Source organism: Stenotrophomonas sp. YJH_SMC_58, assembly GCF_059369635.1.
Window position 1 is genome coordinate 194,760 of record NZ_JCAFSW010000003.1, and the last position, 19,510, is coordinate 214,269.

Below are 19,510 nucleotides of genomic sequence, written 5' to 3' on the forward strand. Positions count from 1 at the left end.
GCGTCAGCGATCAGGCGGCGTTGCCGCGAGGGATATACGGCGCGTGGCCACTGTCGTGGTCGGTCGCGTCGCGCACGGCGGTCACGCCCGGCACGCGGCCCATCAGGGTCTTTTCAATGCCCTGCTTGAGGGTCACGTCGGCCATGCCGCAGCCCTGGCAACCGCCACCGAAGCGCAGCAGCACCACGCCTTCGGCCGAAACTTCCTGCACGGCCACCTTGCCGCCATGAGAGGCCAGCTGCGGATTGATTTCGTTTTCCACCACCCAGTGCACGCGCTCGACCAGCGAGGCGGCATCGCCGGGCGCTTCGCCCTTGATGCGCGGCGCCTTGATGGTCAGCTGCTGGGTACCGGCACTGCCGGCGACGATGTCGATCTCGGCGCCATCGAGCCAACCGACGCTGCCGGCATCAACGTAGAGCGTGAAACCATCGCAGTCCACCGCCCACTCGTCGCCGAGCAGGTCGGTCGGTTCGGCGAACTCCAGCCGGGCGTCGGCGCGCGGGGTGCCGGGATCGACCGCGCTCAAGCGCACACCCATGCCGGGCACGCTCTCGCGTTCGATCAGCTTGCGGAAATGGGTCTGGGCAGTGTCGGAGATCTGGATCATCAGGCTATTCTAGCCAAGTAAGCGTCAGCCGCTCATTCGATTTATACACCGTCCGGCGCATTGTTCAGTCAACACGAGGTGGAGATTCCCATGGCCGACCTGATTCCACTGGCCCAGGCCCGTTGCGTGCCGCGCAAAGGCAGCGACCACAAGCTCGGCGAAGCCCGCCTGGCCGAACTGCTGCCGCAGATTCCCGGCTGGGAGCTGAGCGAGGGCGGACAGGCCCTGACGCGCACCTTCCGCTTCAAGGATTACTACGCCACCATGGCCTTCGTGAACGCGCTGGCCTGGATTGCCCACCGCGAGGACCACCATCCGGACCTGGGCGTGCACTACGACCGCGCTGTGGTGCGCTTTTCCACCCACGACGTGGGCGGCCTGAGCGAGAACGACTTCATCTGCGCTGCGAAGACTTCGGCCCTGACGGAGCAACTGCCATGAACGTACGCTTGCTGAGCCTGTCCCTGATTGCTGCGACCGGCCTGGCCGGCTGTGGCCCGTCGGAACCGCCGGCACCACCGCCGCCGCCGCCGACCGAAGTAGCCGCGGTGAAGACGCCGCCACCGCAGTACCCGCTTGAACTGGCCTGCATGGGCGTAGGCGGCACCAGCACCTTCAAGGTGACCATCGGCACCGACGGCAAGCCAAGCGAGGTCGCCCTGTTGACCGGCGCCGGCAACCCGCAGCTGGACGAACTGGCCAAAACGGCCGTTCAGGGCTGGCAGTTCAAGGCTGCCACCCGCAACGGCGCTGCCGTGCCGGCCACCATCCAGGTACCGGTCAGCTTTAACCCGCCGCAGCCGAAGCCCGATCAGTGCTTCGCCATCGAAGAACGCCTGCGCCGCGGCGGCTGATCGCGCGCGCCCCGACGAGGCCAGCCGACGCCCGCCTCGCCCTCCCCGCCCCGGGCTCATCCGGGGCGGCTGTCTGTTGACCAGGACCGCGTCGGTACATGCTGCAGATTCCCCCCGAAAATGTCTGGATCGCACTGGCGGTCACGCTCGCGGCCGGTCTGGCCACTGCCATCGGCAGCCTGCTGGTGCTGTTCTCGCGCCGCCCCAATCCGCGCCTGCTGGCGTTCGGCCTGGCCTTCGCCGGCGGCGCGATGGTCTACGTGTCGCTATCGGAAATCCTCAACAAGTCCATCGCATCGTTCGCCCTGGCCTATGGCGAGCGGACCGGCTTCACCTACGGCACCTTGGCCTTCCTGGCCGGCGTGATCGTGATCGTGCTGATCGATCACTTCATTCCCAATCCGCATGACAGCCTGGACAAACAGGACCCTGCATTCCGCGAAAACAGTCGCGAGTACCTGAAGCGGGTCGCGCTGCTGACCTCGGTGGCGATCACCGCGCACAATTTCCCGGAAGGCCTGGCGACCTTCTTCGCTACGCTGGAAAGCCCGTCGGTGGGCATGCCGCTGGCGTTCGCCATCGCCATCCACAACATTCCCGAGGGCATCGCGATCGCGGTGCCGGTGTACTTCGCCACCCAGAACAAGCTCTACGCGTTCAGTGCCAGCCTGCTGTCCGGCCTGGCTGAGCCGGTGGGCGCGGCGCTGGGCTACTGGCTGTTGTCAGGATCGCTGTCGCACGCCACGTTTGGCTGGGTGTTCGGACTGATCGCCGGCGTGATGGTGTTCCTGGCGCTGGACGAGCTGCTGCCGGCAGCCAAGCGCTATGCCAAGGGCCACGAGACGGTATATGGCCTGGTGGCCGGCATGGGCACCTTGGCGATCAGCCTGGTGCTGTTCAAGTGGTGAACGGCCCAGAAGGGCGCATCCACGCATGGCGTGGATCTACCCGAACAAGGTAGCGGCCGGGCATGCCCCGGCGCTACCCGGCCATTGTCAGCGGAGGCGATCCAGCGCCTCGACCAGCTCATCGGCCAGCGGCGCGTTCAGCACATACGGGCTCTTGCCGTCGTCCAGCGCGAACTCCAGCGAGGCCGCGTGCAGGAACAGACGCTTCAGCCCGATCTGCTCACGAAGCCGCTTGTTGACCGCCGGATCGCCGTATTTGTCGTCGCCGGCCACCGGATGACCCAGGTGCTGGGCATGCACGCGGATCTGGTGGGTACGGCCGGTCTCGATGCGCACCTCGCAATAGGAATGGCCGCCGCGGCGCTCCAGCACCCGAAAGTGGCTGATCGATTCCTTGCCGATCGCGTTGACCTGCACATGGCGCTCGCCGCCCTGGCGCAGGCCGACATGCAGCGGCGCATCGACCGTCATCACCCCGTCGGGCATGCGCCCGGCCAGCAGGGTCAGGTAGCGCTTGCGGATGCCGGCGCCGTGGTCTTCACGCAGCAGCGCCTGCAGTTCGCTCAGCGCCGAGCGCTTCTTGGCCACGATCAGCAGGCCCGAGGTGTCGCGATCCAGCCGGTGGACCAGCTCCAGGGTCTGCCCCGGGCGCAGCGCGCGCAGGGTCTCGATGGCGCCGAAGCTGATGCCGCTGCCGCCGTGGCTGGCCACGCCGGTGGGCTTGTTCAGGGCCAGCAGGCGCGCGTCCTCGAAGACGATGGCCTGCTCCAGCCGGCGCATGAATGCCTCCGGGGGACCCACCTTGTCTCCCTCTTCAGTGAGACGAACCGGCGGCACGCGCACTTCGTCGCCCGCCTCCAGCTTGCGCTCGGCCTTGGCGCGGCCACCGTTGACCCGCACCTGGCCACTGCGCACCAGCTTGTAGACCAGGCTGCGCGGGGCCCCCTTCAGCTGGCCGAGCAGGAAGTTGTCCAGGCGCTGGCCGGCGCGGTCGGCGGGAACGGTGATCATGCGCACGGAAGGCTTGTCGCCAGCGGGCTTGGTGGGGTCTTGGGCGGTCATCAGGCTGTTTATTCTGTTACACTCGGGGGGCGAGATAAGGGATTGATTTCGTTGGAAGTTACTCAGGGCCAGAAGCCCAGCTTCCGACGAATCCGGCACAGTGCGCGACCACCGCCCGCGGGGCGGCCATGTTAGCGGCTCACCGGCCTTCCCGGCCATCGCCGGATGCCTGACACGCAACCGTGCTGAACATGTCCCGCGTGGCGCTCCAGCCTGGCTGACAGCTGCCTGCGGCCCTGCAACACCCAAAAACCATAAGAGTGAAGCGCTCCCGCGGCCTGCCGTGGTGTCGTAGCGCTGGAAACCCAAGCCGCCCTCCCCGCGCTTGCGCGAATGGGCGGCGAGCCGTGTCCAGAGGCGAAACCCCATGGCGTTCCGCGCGGTAGCCGCTTGCGAGGAACGCAACAATGAAGCGAATGCTGATCAACGCCACGCAGGCTGAAGAGCTGCGTGTTGCCATCGTGGATGGCCAGTCGTTGTATGACATCGACATCGAACAGCCGTCGAAGGAACAGAAGAAGTCCAACATCTACAAGGGCCGGATCTTCCGCATCGAGCCCTCGCTGGAAGCGGCCTTCGTCGAGTACGGCGGTGGCCGCCATGGCTTCCTGCCGCTGAAGGAAATCTCCCGCGACTACTTCCAGGCCGGTGTCGACCACAACAAGGCCGGCATCCGCGAGCTGCTGAAGGAAGGCCAGGAGATCGTCGTCCAGGTCGACAAGGAAGAGCGTGGCAACAAGGGCGCCGCCCTGACCACGTTCATTTCGCTGGCCGGCCGCTACATGGTGCTGATGCCGAACTCGCCCAGCGCCGGCGGCGTGTCGCGCCGCATCGAAGGCGAAGACCGGGCCGCACTGAAGGACGCCCTGGACAAGCTGAACATCCCCGACGACATGGGCGTGATCATCCGTACCGCCGGCGTCGGCCGCGATGCGGAAGAGCTGCAGTGGGACCTGGACTACCTGCTCAATGTCTGGCGCGCCATTGCCGAAGCGGCACTGAGCAAGCCCGCCCCGTTCCTGATCTACCAGGAATCGCGCCTGATCGTGCGCGCCCTGCGTGACTACCTGCGCGCCGACATCGGCGAGATCCTGGTGGACACCGAGGAGATGTACGAGCACGCCCGCGAATTCATGCAGCAGGTGATGCCGCAGACCCTGCGCAAGCTCAAGCACTACAAGGACGACATTCCGCTGTTCAACCGCTTCCAGATCGAATCGCAGATCGAAGGCGCCTACGAGCGCAACGTGCGCCTGCCGTCGGGCGGCTCGATCGTGGTCGACCAGACTGAAGCGCTGACCGCGGTCGACGTGAACTCCTCGCGTGCCACCAAGGGCAGCGATATCGAGGACACCGCGTTCCAGACCAACCTGGAAGCGGCCGAGGAAGTGGCCCGCCAGCTGCGCCTGCGTGACCTGGGCGGCCTGGTGGTGATCGACTTCATCGACATGGCCTCCAACAAGCACCAGCGCGAAGTCGAGAACCGCCTCGCCAACGCGCTGAAGTACGACCGCGCGCGCGTGCAGGTCGGCCGCATCTCGCGCTTCGGCCTGCTGGAAATGAGCCGCCAGCGCCTGCGCCCGAGCCTGGGCGAGTCCAGCCAGATCGTCTGCCCGCGTTGTGACGGCCACGGCCGCATGCGCAGTGTCGAGTCGCTGTCGCTGTCGATCATCCGCGTGGCTGAAGAGCATGCGATGAAGGAGAACACCGGGCAGGTGCTGGTGCAGGCCCCGGTGGAGATCGCCAATTACCTGCTGAACGAGAAGCGCAGCGCCCTGCGCGAGATCGAACAGCGCCACGAGGCGCCGATCGTGATCGTCGCCGACGAGCAGCTGCACACCCCGCACTACACCGTGACCCGCCTGCGCGAGAACGAGCTGGGTGAAGAAAGCAGCAAGCCCAGCTACCAGCGCGGCACCCCGCGCAAGCTGCCGGTGCACGCGCTGACCAAGGGCCAGCTGAACATCCCGCCGCCGGCGGTGACCCAGGTCAAGCACACTTCCCCGGCCCCGGTGCGCGAGGAAGTGGAGCCGGCCGCGGCCGCTCCGGCCCCGGTCGCTGCAGCGCCTGTTGCGCCGGCACCGGCGGGCGGCGTGATCGGTTGGCTCAAGCGCGTGTTCGGTGGCGAACCGGCGCCCGCGCCGGCACCGGCCGCCCCGGCTGCACGCCAGCAGCAGGACGGCGGTCGCAAGGACCGCAACAAGGATCGCAACAAGGACCGCAAGGACCGTCGCGACGACAATCGTGGCAATGGCAACGCGCAGCAGCAGAAGGATGGCGGCAACCGCAAGGACCGCGGCGAGCAGCGCAAGGACGGCCGCAACGGCAACAATGGCAATGCGCAGCAGCAGCCGCAGCAGGGCAAGCAGAAGGAGCCGCAGCACAAGGATGGCCAGCAGCCGCCGCAGCAGCAGAACAAGCCGCGCAACGAGCAGCAGGGCCAGAACCAGCAGCAGCCGAAGCTGAAGCAGCCCAAGCAGCCGCGCCCGCAGCAGCAGGACGGTGACAAGCCGGCCGAGAAGCCGCAGCGCAATGCCGCCGAAGCACCTGCCGAAGCCGTGACCGCAGCTGCAGCCGTAGCCGCTACGGCCGTCGCCGCCAATGGGGTGAACGCGCAGGAAGCCACCGCCCCGGTCGCCCCGGTGGAAGCGGCCGCACCGGTCGACACCGCTGCCAATGCGGCCAGTGCGACCGACGTGGTTGCAGTTGCCGGTGAAGAGGCTGCAACCGACGCCAATGGCGAGCAGGCTGGCGAAGGCGCAACCCGCCGTCGCCGTGGCCGTCGTGGTGGCCGTCGTCGTCGCCGCGGTGGCGCCGAGAACGCCGCCGGCAGCGACGCCCTGGGTGATGACCAGGACGAGGGTGATGACGGTGATGACGCCGACAGCGCCGAGCCGAACATCGACAGCACTGCCGGCATTGCGCCGGTCGCGGCTGTGCAGCCCACGCGTTCGCAGCCGGAGTTCGACTTCGATGACGAAGTCGAACCCGCCGCTGTCGACGCCGAGAAGCCGGCCCGTGCTTCCGCCGCCGTTGTCGCCGCGCCGGTCGCGGTGGTGAGCAGCGCCGTGGTCGAAGCCGCCGCCCCGGTCGTGGCTGAAGTGCAGGCACCGGTCGAAGCTGCGAAGACCGAAGCGGTGTCCTCGCCGGTGCAGACCAGCATGCTCGATGCCATCGACGCAGCTACCCCGGCACAGCCGGTGGCCGTTGCCGCACCGGTCGCCGACGTCGCACCGGCGCTGGACGCTGCTGCGCCGGCCATCGAAGCAAAGCCGGTTGTGGCTGAAACGGCCGCGGTGGTTGAAGCCGCTCCGGTGATCGAAGCGAAGCCAGTCGCAGTCGAGGCCGCGCCGGTCGTGGAATCGAAGCCGCAGGTGGTTGAAGCAACCCCGGTGGTTGAAACCAAGCCGGTGGCCAGTGAGAGTGCCCCGGTGGTGGAGGCCGCCCCGGCCGTTGAAGCCACGCCGATCGTCGAGACTGCGCCGATCGTGGAACAGCCGGTCGCTCCGGTGGCGGTCGAAGCCGCACCGATCGAAGCCGCCGCCCCGAGCGCTGATGCGGTGGTGACGCCGTCGATCGATCCGGTCGCCGATGGCCATGCCGACGCTGCAGCCCAGGCTGCAGAAGCCAAGGCTGATGAAGAAGACGAAGAGGCCGCCAAGCGCACGCCGCCGGCGAACTGATCGCTCCTTGATAGCGTGAAAGCGAAACGGCGGGGATCAATGATCCCCGCCGTTTTTGTTTGCGCTTCGGGCCGAACCGTGCCAACCAAGGTTGGCACCCACCTGATGCACGCACAGCGCACTGGTAGAGGCCGACCTTGGTCGGCGCCGTGGGTCGGTCGCCAGCGGACACCTCCGTGCCAACCAAGGTTGGCACCCACCAGGGCACAACCCGCGCACGGCCACCGCTTTGGTAGAGGTCAACCTTGGTTGGCGCCGTTGATCGAGTGCACGCGGACACGCCCGTGCCAACCAAGGTTGGCACCTACCCAAGCGTGTCCCGTCAGGGTTTCGGCGCGAACTGCAGGCGGGTCCACACGCCGTAGTGGTCCGAGGCCCAGCGACCGCTGTCGTCGGGCTGGTCGAACAGGATCTTCGCCTCGCGCGCGACCATCTCGTCCTGCTGGAAGAAGATGTGGTCGATCCGCGACGGCGCCTGGTAATAGTGGCGGTTGAGCGTACTGACCCCGGACAGATCGGTGTTGACGTGCACGCTGCCGTAACTGTCGCCGTAGTGGCTGCGGAGCTCGCTCAGATCGCCGGCATCCACCAGTGCATTGAAGTCACCTGCGATCACCACCGGTGCGCCCGCCGACGTCGCGCTGATGAAGCGCAGCAGGTCCTCGACCTGGCTGCGACGGATGCGTTGTCCGCTCTCATCACTGCGCTCGTTCAGATGCGTGGCGTAGACGTTTACCGGCGTGCCATCGACGTCGATGCGCAGGTGGGCCACGGTGCGGTAGTCGTCCAGGGGCTGCAGCAGATGATCCCCCTGGGCAAGGATCGGCCGCCGGGTCAGAAGCGCATTGCCGTAGCGCTTGGGCGCGCCGACCGCATCGGTGGACACGAACACGTACTTGTAACCAAGTTGGCTGGCCAGCCATTGCGCCTGGTTTCGCACGTTGCGGCGTTGGATCACCTCCTGCAGGGCAACCGCATCCGGCTGCAGGCGCTTGAGTTCGGCCAGGATGGTGCGGCGCCGGCGTGGCCAGTCCTCGCGGTCATGATGCAGATTGAAGGTGACCATGCTCATGCCTGGCGCGGTGGCGACATCAGCCGCTGCCCCGGCGGCTGGATCGGCCGCCATCGCGGCGCCCGGCAGTGCCAATGCAGTGGCCAGCCCCAGGGCGCGCACGATCGTGCGCACTCTTGCCCCCTGCTGCTTCATCGTTACTGCCCCTTGCGCTCGGCGCGGCGCACCGCGCTCGGTACATCGATCTCGACCCGCGCCGGCAGCTGGTGCACGTGCAGTTCCTTGTTGACCCATTCGGCCGCTTCGCCATTGATGGTCGCCTCGCCCGGATCACCGGCGTACGGCCACGGCAACACCACGCCACCGAGCGGTGGCACCAGGCCCGGCTGCACCTCCAGCACCAGCTGCTTGTCGCTGCGCTGCAGGCGGTAGTTGAGCTGGCCCTGCGGCGTGCGCAGGCCCTGCACGGCGATGCCCTCGCCCTGCAGCCAGGCGCTCGGAATGCCGGCGGCCAGCACCAGCGCATCGTCCATGTCACGGCTGTACGCGAACATGTCCAAGGCCGAGCGCACGAAGTCCGAGGCTACCCAGGCGTGCGGCAGGTCACCGACGAAGAACGGCTTGCGCGGCGTGCGCGAGACCACCTCGGCCCACTGGTTCCAGGCCTGCGGCGCACGGTCCCTGAAGAAGAACTCGGTGGCCTGCCAGGCGCGGTCACGCCAGCCCAGGCGTACGAACGCCGCCACGTTGCGCCACTCGTACGGGGTGTAGTCCTTCCACTCACGCTTGCCGTCGCGGCGGGCCACGAACTCCTTCCAGTAGCGCTCGAAGGTCGCCTCCAGCGCCTGTTGGGGCAGTCGGCCCTGCTCGCCGCCCGGCGCCAGCGCGATGGTGGTCGAGGTCGCATCGAAATCGCCCAGCTCGGCCGAGCCCGGCAGGTAGTCGATGTCGTGCTGCTGCATCGCCGACAGCAGCGAGGCCTGCAGGTCATCACGGAACTGGTCACGCGATCCGGCGATCTGCATCGCCTCGACCTTGCCCAGTTGGGCCGCCAGCGATGCCGCGTCCTTGTAGCCGCGCAACGCCCAGAAATTATCCCAGTACGAATGCATCGGCTTGGCCGAATAGCCTTCGTGGCTGATCGAGGCCGGCATCATGCCGTAAAAGGCAGGATTGCGCGCGCGGTTCTCCTCGGTGCGCTCGCTGGCGCGCAGCTGCTCCATGTAGTTGTAGGCGCCCTGCACGTGCGGCCACATCAGCTCGGTGAACGTGCTGTCGCCGGTGTAGCGTCCATACTCGGCAATGCTGTAGATCAGTTCGCCATGGCTGTCGTTCTCCGGTACCGGGTCGCTGCCGCGCGCGTCGACGCAGCACGGCACCTTGCCGTTCTCGAACTGGTACGGCGCATACCAGTTGATGTAGTCACGCACGGCATCGCTGCGCCCCATGCGCAGCAGGCCCTCGGAAATCATCGCGCCATCGCGGATCCAGCTGCGCGCGTACGAGCGCGTGCCCGGCTGCAGGCGTGGGCCAACCCGCGAGATCAGCATGTGCGCGACGGCCGTGCGCAGGGTATCGACCAGTGCCTGGCCCGCAGCCGGCACCTGCAGCGAGACCACGCCCAGCTTCTGCCGCCATTGATCGGCCACCTGCGCCTGCGCCCTGGCCACGTCCAGCGCCTGCGGCGCCCAGCCACCGGTCTGCGGCAGCACCACCGCCACTTCGCGGCTCTGGCCGGGCTCGAGCTTGATCGTGTACATCAGCGCACCCGACGCCATGCCGGTGCTGTCCTTCACTGCGGTCGTGGCCGGGTACTTGCCGCTTTCCAGATGCATCGCATCAAGCTTGCCATCGAACGTACTGGCAAAGCGCGCATCCGGCACCTGCAGCGGATAGATGCGCGGCTCACCGTTGACCCGAACCAGCTGTTCGCCCACATCCAGTGCATCGATGCGGCTGAAACCACCGACGGTGTTGAGGAACTGGGTGGGCGGGTTGACCTGCCACGGACGGATTGCCAGCGCCAGGGTGTACTCGTGGGCGACCTTGTCTGGATTGCTCAGCCGGTAGCGGCCGATCAGCTGCGCGCGCTCGGGCGTGCCCTGCACGAAACTGGTCACCGAAAGCCCGGCCTTCTCATGCACCCAGTCGACGGTGGCGATCGGCAGGTAGTGATCCTGCAGCGACTGGGTGATGGCGACCTTCGACCAGTCCAGCAGCTTGCCGTCCAGGCGGATGAACGGCTCGATGCTGAAGCTGCCCTTGGCCGGCTCCAGCGCGCCATCTTCGCTGATCAGCGCCTGCTCCTGGCCACCATCGAGGCCGAGCAGGGTCCAGTACGGCTGTTCGCCCACATAGGCACGCGGCAACGAGCCACGCGGCAGATCGGCGGCCACCGAGGACAGGAAGGCATTGGGCGTGGCGGCGAACGCCAGCGGCTTGAGTGCGATGTCACGGATGCCATAGCGCCAGTTCGGGCCATCGCGCAGATCGAAACGCACGTAGCGCGCGTCGGTATCCGGCAGCGCCAGCCAATCGCGCCCCCCCGCACCGCCGGTCACCTCGCGCACAGTGCGCCAGTCCCGGCCATCCTCGGACGTCCGCACGGTGTAGCGATTGGCTTCCAGGTTCGGCAGCCAATCGATCACTACACCGCCGATCTCGCGGCTCTTGTGCAGGTCCAGGCTGATGGTCTGCTGCTTGACGCCACCGCTGATCCAGAACGTGTCGCTCTTGCCGTCGATCATACGGTCCTGCAGCGCGGTGGCCGTATCGGCAATCACCGATGGCACCAACGCCGAATCATCCTGCGGCGGCAGGCCCTGCAGGGTCAGCTTGTCGAAGCACACCGTGCCGCGGCCACCGACCTTGCTGTAGATCGTGAACTCGACGGCGGCGCTTCGTGCCATCTCCTTCTCGGGCGAGGGACCCCACGCCTTGTCGATCTGGCGGCGGCGGTACTCGACCGGCGTCCACGCCTTGGGGAAGCTGTAGCCGGGCCGGTTGACCCACCAGACGTTGTCGCCGCTGGCATCGATCAGCTTGAACTGCAGGTCGTTGCCCGGCGATTCGCCACGCAGCTGGAATCCGAAGCGGTAATTGACCGGGTATTCGATGTTCAGCGCGCGGCGGATGCCGACGTAGCCGGAGACATCGTGGAAGTCATAGTCCAGGCACAGCGCGCGGCCACCACCGGCGCCACTGACCGGGCGCAGCGAACCGCTGACCTGATCGGACAGCACCAGCGTCCAGGCTGCGATGTCGTCGAAGTCGTCCAGCACCTTCGGTGCCGGCAGCGCCGGAGGTGCGGCGATCGCCAGGGAAGTCCACAACAGGCCCAGTCCAACGGCGATCGCTCGCTTCATCCCTTGACGCTCCCCAGCAACAGACCTTGGATGTAGTACCGCTGCAGCACCAGGAACAGCGCCAGCACCGGGACCACGGTGACCACCGCGCCAGCCATCATCATTTCCACGTCCATGATGTGCTCGCGCGAGAGGGTGGCCAGCGCCACCGGCAAAGTGTAGTGCTCCTGGTCGGTCAGCACGATCAATGGCCACATGAAATCGTTCCATGCGCCCATGAAGGTGAAGATCGCCAGGGTCACCAGCACCGGCTTGAGCATCGGCAGCACAATCTGGAAGAAGATGCGCAGCTCCCCTGCCCCGTCGATGCGCGCCGCTTCCAGCAGTTCGTCCGGGATGGAACGCGCGTACTGGCGTACCAGGAAGATGCCGAACACGCTGGCCAGCGCTGGCACGATCACGCCACCGAAGCTGTTGACCAGGCCCAGCTGCTTCATCAGCAGGAACAGCGGCAGCATCGCCACCTGCGCCGGAATCACCAGCGCCGCCATCAGTACCTGGAACAGGCGCTCGCGGCCGACGAAGTTGAGCTTGGCGAACGCGTAGCCGGCCATGGTGTTGAGTAGCAGCGAACCGACCGTGATGCCGAGCGACACCAGCAGGCTGTTGGCGAAGTTGCCGCCCATGCCAGTGCGCGCGAACAGCTCATGGTAGTTGTGCGTGGTGATGCTGGAAGGCAGCAGCGGCGGCGGGAAATGGCTGGCCTCGCCCTGCGGCATGAACGAGACCGAGAGCATCCACAACAGCGGTGCCAGGCTGACCAGGGCCAGCACCAGCAACACACCATTGATCAACCACGGGTACCAGCGCGACTGGCCGATTTCACGACTCATACCAACTGCCTCTTGCGGCCGAAACGCAGCATCACGGTGGTCACCGCCAGGATGATCAGGAACAGCAGGAACGCCACGGCGGAGGCGCGTCCCAGGTTCCACCACTTGAAGCCTTCCTCGAACATGAAATACAGCACGCTGACGGTGCTCTGCAGTGGGTCGCCGCGGGTCATCACGTAGGGTTCGGCGAACAGCTGGAAGTAGCCGGACACAGTGATCACGCCGACCACCAGCAGCACCGGGCCGAGCATCGGCAGGGTGATGTGCAGGAACTGCTTCCAGCGCGAGGCACCGTCGATGCGCGCGGCCTCGTACAGGTCATGCGGGATCGCCTGCAGGCCGGCCAGGAAGATCACCATGTTGTAGCCGAAGTTCTTCCACACCGCGAACAGCATGATGGTCGGCATCGCCCAGTTGGGATCACCCAGCCAGTCGATCGGACTGATGCCCAGATGGCCCAGGCCGTAGTTCACCAGGCCGTAGCTGGTATGGAACAGGTAGCGCCAGATCACCGCCACCGCCACCAGCGTGGTCACCACCGGCGCGAACAGCGCGGTGCGGAACAACGCCTTGAAGCGTGCGGCCGGCGCATTCAGCAGCATTGCCGCGCCCAGCGACACGCCGATCGACAAGGGCACGCCGATCAACACGAAGTAAGTGGTATTCCACAGCGACTTCCAGAACATCGGTGTCTGCAGCAGATCGATGTAGTTGCCGAGGCCGACAAAGCGCAGGTTGCTGCTGTCAGCCAGGGCATACAGGTCGAAGTCGGTCACGCTCAGCGCCAGCGCCGAAGCCACCGGCAGGCCGAAGAACACGCCCAGCACGATCAGCGAGGGACCGGCGAAAATCCAGCCGGCGAGTGAAGTACGTTTCATTGCGCGCTCCCGGCGGCCACGGCACTGCTCGATTGCGGCGACGGAACGCGCTGCTGCAGGCGTTGTTGTTCATGCATCCAGCGGCGCTTTGCCAGCACCTTGTCCACGCGCTGGTCGAGTTCTTCGACGGCCTTGTCCTGCGGCAGGCCACCGCGCACCACCTTCTCGGTGACGATGCGCATTTCCTGCACGATGCGCTCCCATTCGAGCACCTTCGGCGTCGGCTTGACCCGCTCCAGCTGGTCACGGAACGCTGCGGCCAGCGGATCGTTGGCCAGCGACGGCGCACTCCACGTGCTGCGGCGCGGCGGCAGGTCGCCGATGATCGAATGGAAACGTGCCTGGATCTGCGGGCGCGACAGGAACTCGATCAGCTTCCACGACGCCTCCTTCTGCTGCGACTTGCGGAAGATCACCAGGCTGGTGCCACCGGCGATGCCCGCGCCCGGACCCTCCGGCCCCGGCAGCGCTGCGGTGCCCCACTGCCCTTCCAGTTCCTTCGGCTGCAGCTTCTTGAACTCGCGGATGTTCCATGGGCCGGAAATGTAGAAGACGTTGAAGCCGCGGAAGAACTCATCCCAGACGTTTGAGATCTGCGTCTCGGACATCTTCGGCGCCCAGCCCTGCTCGAACATGTTGGCGTAGAACGCCAGCGTGCGGCGGAAGCCGGGGCTGCTGAAGTTGCCGCGGGTGTCATCATCGCGCAGCAGCGGATCGGGCTGCTGCAGTGCCAGCGACAGCTGCTGCTCGAACTCGTTGATCGGCATCAGCACCGCATAGCGGTTCGGGCCCTGCATGCGCTTGATCGCTGCCATCTGCTCATCCCACTCCTGCCACGTGCGCGGCGGGTGGTCGTAGCCGGCCTTGGCCAGCAGGTCCTTGCGGTAGTAGATCAGGCGTGTATCGACATACCACGGCACGCCCACCAGCTCGCCGTGGATCACGTTGGTGTCCCAGATGCCCTGGAAATAATCATTCTCATCGACCACGGCAGAGCGATCGACGAACGGCTGCAACGGGGTCAGCGCATCGAGCTCGGCGAACTCCGGCACCCAGGTGTTGCCGAGCTGGCACACGTCCGGCAGGCCGTCGGCGGCGAACGCGGTCAGCAGCTTTTCGTGCGCAGCGGTCCACGGGATGTTCTGCACGTCCACCTTGATGCCCGGGTTCTCGGCTTCGAACTCATGGATCAGTTCGCTGACCACCTCGGCTTCCCGGCCCATTGCCCAGAAGCGCACAGTGGTGGTGCCCGGTTCGGTGCGGGCGCAGCCGGCCACGGCCAGTGCGGCCAGGGCTGGCAGTGTCCAGCGGCGCAGACGGTCGATCCAGTTCGGCATCGGGTTACTTGCCCTGGCCTGTGTTGCGGTTGGCATTGTTCTTCTGTTCCTGCGCGGCAGCCGCGCGTGATTCGGCGATACCCACCGCGCGTGCCGCCGCGGCCTTTTCGTCTTTCTGCAGTTCCAGCGGCTGGAACGAACCTTCCGGCGCCAGCCAGCCACCACTGAACCCCGCCCGCTCCAGGCCCTTGCGGATGTACGGGTTCTTCTTCATCACTTCCCAGACGAAATCATTGCGGTAGTTGGCGATCATGGTCAGGATCGGCCCCTGGTCGATGGCAATGTAGTCGCTGGCGACCCAGCCACGATCCGGCACCACGCGACCGGTCTTGATCGGGATGTCGTAGTTGAAGCTGGGATTGAACGAATCCAGGAAGCCGTAGCTGGAATAGATGTAATCGCCGTAGCGCTTGTGCATCTCCAGCGTGGCCGGGATCACCTGTTCCGGCGCGAACACCACCGACGCGATCGCGGCGGTCGGAGCGATGGTGCCGTCATCGAAGTTCTCGCGCAGGCCAGCGCCGCGCGAAGAGTAATGGCGGAACTGGCGCTGCTCGCCACGGTATTCCTGCGTGGTGTTCTGCGGGCCATCGCTGGCGGTCAGGCCCCAGACGTTCTCGCCGTAATCCTTCCACTGCATCGGGTTGGCGATGGCGTACTCACGCTGGGCAAGTGCGGCCGAGCGGCTGTTGAGGAAGTAGGTACTGCCGCGCTCGCGCATGTAGGCGTCCTGGATGTCGCGGAAGTCGATCCAGACGTGGCTGTACTGGTGGCCGAACAGCGGGCCGAAGGACAGGTATTCCTGGCCCTGGTAGACCCCCCAGTCGTTGTCATAGGTGCGCGTCCACACCGTCCACGCATCCGGGCTGACCGGGTGCGTCGGCGAACCCAGGGCAAGGATGTAGACCATCATCGCCTCGTTGTAGCCCATCCAGTCGTGGTCGATGAAACCGCTCTCGGGGAACCAGCCCATCGAGATCAGCGGCGCACGCTGCTGCAGCCAGGGCCAGTCGACCTTCTTGTACAACGTGTCGGCGATCTGGCGGATTTCCTTCTCGCGCGGATCGTCACCGTCGTAGTACGACTGCGCGAACAGCACCCCCATCATCAGCAGCGCGGTATCCACCGAGGACAGTTCGACCCAGCTGTCGTAGCGACGGCCTTCCTGCATGTCCAGGAAGTGGTAATAGAAGCCCTTGTAACCCGCCTTGCCGGTACGCTGCGGGCCCATCGGCACGTCGCGGAAGAATTTCAGGGTAGTCAGGGTGCGGTCGATCGCCTGGTTGCGGCTGACCCAGCCGTTCTCGATGCCGATCGGATACGCGGTCAGTGCGAAGCCGACCGAGGCGATGCTGGCGAACGGCCGCGACGGATAGCGGTCCGGGGTCAGGCCATTGATCTCGTTGGTGGTATCCCAGAAGAACTGGAAGGTGCGGCGCTCGATGTCATCGAACAGCGGCGGCAGCTCAGGTTTCATCGGCCGCGGCGGTGCATCGGCCTCGATCAGGATCACCGGCGGCCGCGGCTTGGCAGGCTCCTGCTGGGCCGGCTGGCAGGCGGCCATGGCCAGGCTCAACGCTGCGGCGGACAACAGATGACGTGCCTGCATGGCGCGATTTCTCCGGTGGTCTGATCGATGGGAAAGCATACCGTCCAATGATCTGAAATCGTTTACAAGGTGCGTTCTTAAAAAACCACGAAAAACGTGGTTTGACACCGCGATCATTGCCCATGCCGATGCCCCCTGACCGGCAGCGGCATGGGCAATGGACCGGCGCAGGGCCGGCCATTGCCGTTTTCACGCGACCGATGCCGCCGGCGGAGCGGCGGCATCGGGGTCATGCATCCATCCGGGCTTAGAAGCGGAAGCCCACTTCGGCCTTGACCTGGCGCGGCGTACCGACGATGTCGCCGGTCTCGTTGTAGCTCACCAGCAGCTTGCCGTCGCTCTTCACGTAGTTCAGGTTGGAGAAGTTGTCAAAGTTGAGCACGTTGATGATGTCGATACGCGCATACAACTCGGTATCGCCGGCCAGCTTGAAGGTCTTGGTCGCCTGCAGGTCAAGCGACCGGTAGCCGAAGATCTTGCCGCCGAGCAGGAAGCGGCCATTGCCCCCCGGGTAGCCGGCGGCCGGGGTCGGCAGGCAGTTCGGGTTGCCGGCCTGTGCCACGCAGGACCAGTCGTTGCCCGCCACCGGGGTGGCCAAGGTCAGCTTGCCACCGAAGGTGATGCCCCAGAAGCCATCGTAGGAGCCCGTGACCACCAGGCGGTGGCGCGGCGCGCCGTTGGACTTGATGTATGGGTATTCGCCGATGGTGCCGCGATCGAACGAGTAGTGCTCGTCAATGTTGCGGTTGTGGCGCGCAGTGGTCCAGGTATAGGCAATCGAGGTACCCCAGCCGCTTTCCTTGGTGTACGGCTTCTGCGCCGACAGCAGGATCTGGGTAGCGCGGGTCTTGATGCCCTGCTGGCCAATGATCAGGCTGCCGAAGCCCGGGATGTTGCAACCCCACGGTTGGCCGTAGGTTGGCTTTTCGGCACCACACAGCATCTGGTTGTCGAAGAAGTTGCCGTTGCGGAAGCGATTGCCCAAAGTGTAGGCGAAGCCATCATAGGTCAGCGTGCGCGAGATGGTGGCGTCGGTCAGCCACTCCCCGATCTGGTTGCTCATGCCCAGACTGAACTGGTCCGCGTAGGGCACCTTCAAGTTGTTGTTGAGCAGGTCCACTTCCAGGCCTTCGTTGCTGGTACTGCCCAGCAGGGCCTGCACGTTGCCAATGCCATTAAGCAGGTTCGGGTTCCAGTCGAAGCACGGGTTCTGCCCGTACAGGCAGGCTCCGCTGCGCGGGTCGCGGAAGTACACGGTCGGCTGCGGCAGGGCCAGCTTGGTGGTTTCCAACGCCAGGTAATCGAAAAGATCACGGTCGTAGGAACGACCGGCGCCACCATGGATCACATGCTGCTCGTCGGCATTGATGTCATACGAGAAGCCCAGCCGCGGCTGCCAGGCATCCTTGAATGCCTTGCGGTTGTGGCCGTTACTGATGTAGTCGTTGATGTTCAGGCCGCTCAACGCGAGCGTCTGCGCGTAGCTCTGCCCGGCCGGGCCATGCGGATCCTGCGCATTGAGCGCGCTGACCACTTCCGGCGGAGTCACGAAGTCCAGGTAGGTCGGGTTCTTCTCGTAGTCCCAACGCAGGCCCAGGTTCAACTGCAGGTGGTCGTTGACCTGCCAGTCGTCCTGAATGAACAAGCCGATCTGCGTGGTCTTCGAGCGCACTTCCGGCAACACGCCACTGACCCCAGTAATCGGCTTGGTGAATTGCGCCTTGTACGGCGTATCAATGCCGAATTCCGGGTTGCCCACGGTGTAGTAGAACTGCGGGTTGATCTGCTGCGCGTCGGAGGCGTACAGATTGATCTTCTTGTACTTGGCGCCCATCTTGATGGTGTGGTCGCCAGCCCACTCCAAGCCGTCCAGGGTCAGGTTGTCTTCGATCGACCAGCCCTTCTGGCCCTTCACCTGCGAGGCGAAGGCGCTGGCACCACCGATTTCCACAATGGTGCGTTCCTGCGGAGTGTTGCCGTCGATGTCACGGCCGTCCGGCGCGGTGTACACGTAGCCGTTGCCCAGAGTCAGCGGCAGCGGGTTGTTGAACGACTTCTCGTGGGTGACCATCAGCTCGTTGTAGAAGCGCTCACCGCTGTGATTCCAGCGCAGCGCGAAACGACGGTCTGTGTTGTCAGTGACCTTGCCATGTTCCTTGGAGGTCTGGTCACTGAACTGCTGCTGGTTCTCGTCACGATCCTGGACTGTGAACTCGATGCGGTCGTTGTCGGTCGGCTCGACGTCGATCTTGGCGAAGATCAGGTCCTGCTTGAACGGCTGGCTGGCCGGGCCCAGGCCGGCGGCGGCCGCCGCCGGCAGCTGCGAGGCAGCGCTGGTGACCGCGCCATTCGGGGCAATGGTCACTGGCAGATCGAAACGCTTGGCTTCGTAGGTCACGAAGAAGTGGGCCTTGTCCTTGATGATCGGGCCGCCCAGCGCGAAGCCGTATTCCTTCTCCGCCGATTCTTCCTTGCTCTTTCCCGGCTGGCGTTCGGCCGGGGTCATCGCACGCATATTGTCGTTGGTGTAACGATAGAAGGTCTCGCCCTTGAACTCGTTGGTACCCGACTTGGTCGCGGCGGTGATCGCGGCGCTGGACACCTGGCCGTACTCGGCCTTGTAGTTGCCGGTGATGACCTTGTACTCGCCGATGGCCAGCTGCGGGAACGGGTTACCGGCACTGCCGGACTGACCGGCCACGCCGCCGCCCTTGACGTAGCTCTTCTGGCCCACGCCGTCGATGTAGACGTTGGTGCCGTCAGCGTTGGTAGCGCCGCCGCGCAGCGAGGTGTTGCCCTTGGCGTCGCGGGTGAAGATCATGCCCGGCACTGCGTCGGCGAACTCCAGGAAGTTGCGCGAGACCTGCGGGGTGGTCTGGATCTGCTGCAGGCTGACGGTCTTGCCGACTTCGGACGTGCGCACTTCCTGCAGCAGGGTCGGCGCGACGACGTTGACAGTGTCCAGGTTGGTGGCTGCGGTCGTACCCGGGGTGCTGCTGGCAGCGCCGGCAAAGTTCAGGGTAGCGGTCGAGGCCACGGTGACGGTGACCTTCTGCGACTGGCCGTTGGCGACCACGTCATAGGTGCCCGGGTCCAGGCCCATCAGCGAGTAGCTTCCATCGGCACGGACGGTACCGCGACGGACGGTGCCGGTGGCCACGTTGGTGGCGGTCACCTCGGCGCCGGCCTGCGCGCCGGAAACCTGGCCGCGCAGGCTGGCATTGGCCGACTGCGCCATGACGTTCGGAGCAGCAGCCAGCATCAGGCAGCTGACCAGTGCGGTGCTCAGCAGCCGGCGTGCCGGCGTGCGGAAGGTGGTGTGCATCATCAACTCAATCTCCGGGTGGCGGTAACCGCTT

13 protein-coding genes are annotated in these 19,510 nt (G+C 65.7%); 4 read left to right on the top strand and 9 right to left on the bottom strand.

Translation table 11 applies throughout. The annotated features are described in order from the left end of the window. Positions 1-10: 10 nt before the first annotated feature. Positions 11-610, bottom strand: a complete 600-nt coding sequence (locus AC5P68_RS05550; RefSeq protein WP_414497958.1) for an NfuA family Fe-S biogenesis protein — start codon at positions 608-610, stop codon at positions 11-13. Positions 611-700: 90 nt separating this feature from the next. On the opposite strand from AC5P68_RS05550, the gene AC5P68_RS05555 reads away from it, so the two are divergent. From AC5P68_RS05555 to zupT, 3 genes are all read left to right on the top strand, one after another. After that, complete coding sequence (locus AC5P68_RS05555; RefSeq protein WP_005410315.1) at positions 701-1,051, top strand: 4a-hydroxytetrahydrobiopterin dehydratase; 351 nt, start codon at positions 701-703, stop codon at positions 1,049-1,051. Further along, positions 1,048-1,464 (top strand): energy transducer TonB, encoded by a 417-nt coding sequence (locus AC5P68_RS05560; RefSeq protein WP_005410316.1) that lies wholly within the window; start codon positions 1,048-1,050, stop codon positions 1,462-1,464. The genes AC5P68_RS05555 and AC5P68_RS05560 overlap by 4 nt, the downstream gene beginning before the upstream one ends. 98 nt (positions 1,465-1,562) lie before the next feature. After that, positions 1,563-2,372, top strand: coding sequence for a zinc transporter ZupT (zupT, locus tag AC5P68_RS05565; RefSeq protein WP_033832930.1), 810 nt, complete (start codon positions 1,563-1,565; stop codon positions 2,370-2,372). Between the two features lie 87 nt (positions 2,373-2,459). Here the strand turns inward: zupT and AC5P68_RS05570 are convergent, their stop codons facing one another. Then, positions 2,460-3,434 (bottom strand): RluA family pseudouridine synthase, encoded by a 975-nt coding sequence (locus tag AC5P68_RS05570; RefSeq protein WP_012480803.1) that lies wholly within the window; start codon positions 3,432-3,434, stop codon positions 2,460-2,462. A 407-nt stretch (positions 3,435-3,841) separates the two neighbouring features. On the opposite strand from AC5P68_RS05570, the gene rne reads away from it, so the two are divergent. Further along, positions 3,842-7,117 carry a ribonuclease E gene (gene rne, locus AC5P68_RS05575; protein ID WP_414497957.1) on the top strand — a complete coding sequence of 1,092 codons (3,276 nt, stop codon included), beginning with the start codon at positions 3,842-3,844 and terminating at the stop codon, positions 7,115-7,117. 322 nt (positions 7,118-7,439) lie between these two features. Here rne and AC5P68_RS05580 read toward each other — a convergent pair whose 3' ends face one another. From AC5P68_RS05580 to AC5P68_RS05610, 7 genes are all read right to left on the bottom strand, one after another. Next, positions 7,440-8,324, bottom strand: coding sequence for an endonuclease/exonuclease/phosphatase family protein (locus AC5P68_RS05580; RefSeq protein WP_288469666.1), 885 nt, complete (start codon positions 8,322-8,324; stop codon positions 7,440-7,442). A 2-nt stretch (positions 8,325-8,326) separates the two neighbouring features. Beyond that, entirely contained in the window at positions 8,327-11,494 is a 3,168-nt protein-coding gene (locus AC5P68_RS05585) for a discoidin domain-containing protein (protein ID WP_266192486.1), read from the bottom strand. After that, the gene (locus tag AC5P68_RS05590) at positions 11,491-12,327 is read right to left on the bottom strand and encodes a carbohydrate ABC transporter permease (protein WP_266192485.1); all 837 of its coding nucleotides are present in this window, start codon (positions 12,325-12,327) and stop codon (positions 11,491-11,493) included. Before AC5P68_RS05590 ends, AC5P68_RS05585 begins: the two co-directional genes overlap by 4 nt. Further along, positions 12,324-13,205, bottom strand: a complete 882-nt coding sequence (locus AC5P68_RS05595; RefSeq protein WP_005410323.1) for a carbohydrate ABC transporter permease — start codon at positions 13,203-13,205, stop codon at positions 12,324-12,326. The genes AC5P68_RS05590 and AC5P68_RS05595 overlap by 4 nt, the downstream gene beginning before the upstream one ends. After that, positions 13,202-14,542 (bottom strand): sugar ABC transporter substrate-binding protein, encoded by a 1,341-nt coding sequence (locus AC5P68_RS05600; protein ID WP_033832934.1) that lies wholly within the window; start codon positions 14,540-14,542, stop codon positions 13,202-13,204. Before AC5P68_RS05600 ends, AC5P68_RS05595 begins: the two co-directional genes overlap by 4 nt. A gap of 4 nt (positions 14,543-14,546) precedes the next feature. After that, positions 14,547-16,106 carry a glucoamylase family protein gene (locus tag AC5P68_RS05605; protein ID WP_395760191.1) on the bottom strand — a complete coding sequence of 520 codons (1,560 nt, stop codon included), beginning with the start codon at positions 16,104-16,106 and terminating at the stop codon, positions 14,547-14,549. Positions 16,107-16,398: 292 nt separating this feature from the next. After that, the gene (locus tag AC5P68_RS05610; RefSeq protein ID WP_024956628.1) at positions 16,399-19,479 is read right to left on the bottom strand and encodes a TonB-dependent receptor; all 3,081 of its coding nucleotides are present in this window, start codon (positions 19,477-19,479) and stop codon (positions 16,399-16,401) included. Between the last annotated feature and the right edge of the window lie 31 nt (positions 19,480-19,510).